The organism is Enterobacter sp. R-1.6.2 (genome assembly GCF_035064085.1).
GTDB lineage: Bacteria > Pseudomonadota > Gammaproteobacteria > Enterobacterales > Enterobacteriaceae > Enterobacter > Enterobacter asburiae_B.
The window spans coordinates 1-781 of the sequence record NZ_JASEYI010000112.1; the positions used below are offsets into that span (position 1 = coordinate 1).

A 781-nucleotide genomic window follows, 5' to 3' on the forward strand; every position below is an offset into this window, starting at 1 on the left:
ACGGTCTGCGTTGTCGGGAAGATGCGTGATCTGATCCTTCAACTCAGCAAAAGTTCGATTTATTCAACAAAGCCGCGCATGGCTTCAGAACCATCAGAAACAAACGCTATACCGGCGATGGAGGCATTGACGGCCAGGTAATAATAGGAAAATATCGCTATCTTATTCAGGCTAAACGCTATCGCGGCCATATTGCTTTACAGCACGTACAGGAGTTCGAGAAGTTGCTTAAACGTCATAACTGTCGCGGTCTGTTTTGCCATACCGGGAAAACCGGCGCAGGTTCAAAATCTGTCAGTATTGCCAGTGAACGGATGGAGATTATCAGCGGCCAGCGCCTGATAGATTTGCTCACGCCCGGCAGCTCCTTCACTATCGCAACCGCCCCGCAGACGATGATGAAGCGTACCGCAGCAACACTAGAAACGAGCACCATTGTTAAAGATGCCGGTAAAGAAAATCGATACCATGAGAGTTAATTAAATGAAGTCAGTAACTATAGAAGCAAAAACATTTGCTGAAATGTTAGGAATAACAGAAGGTGAATTAATCTTTGCCATTAAGAAAACTGGCACATTCAAAAACAAGACCATCCCACAACCTCATGAGCCACATAAATCAAATAATAGATTTTTATATTCAGACGTAATGAGGTTTATAGAATCACTAAAAGACAAAGAGAACCGGTAATGACTCCAACTTACTGATAGTGTTTTATGTTCAGATAATGCCCGATGACCTTGTCATGCAGCTCCACCGATTTTGAGAACGACAGTGACTT

Annotated in this window: 3 protein-coding genes; 2 read left to right on the forward strand and 1 reads right to left on the reverse strand. The window is 43.4% G+C overall.

Going from position 1 to position 781, the window contains the following annotated elements:
- The first annotated feature begins 125 nt into the window (after positions 1-125).
- Together QMN93_RS26030 and QMN93_RS26035 are read left to right on the forward strand one after the other, a co-directional pair.
- Positions 126-479: a restriction endonuclease gene (locus QMN93_RS26030; protein WP_225622145.1), complete on the forward strand. Its 354-nt coding sequence runs from the start codon at positions 126-128 to the stop codon at positions 477-479.
- A gap of 4 nt (positions 480-483) precedes the next feature.
- Positions 484-690: a hypothetical protein gene (locus QMN93_RS26035; RefSeq protein WP_001749967.1), complete on the forward strand. Its 207-nt coding sequence runs from the start codon at positions 484-486 to the stop codon at positions 688-690.
- A 10-nt stretch (positions 691-700) separates the two neighbouring features.
- On the opposite strand, the gene QMN93_RS26040 is transcribed toward QMN93_RS26035, so the two are convergent.
- Positions 701-781, reverse strand: an 81-nt coding sequence (locus QMN93_RS26040; RefSeq protein ID WP_000618533.1) for an IS1 family transposase, incomplete at its 5' end; no start/stop codon positions are given.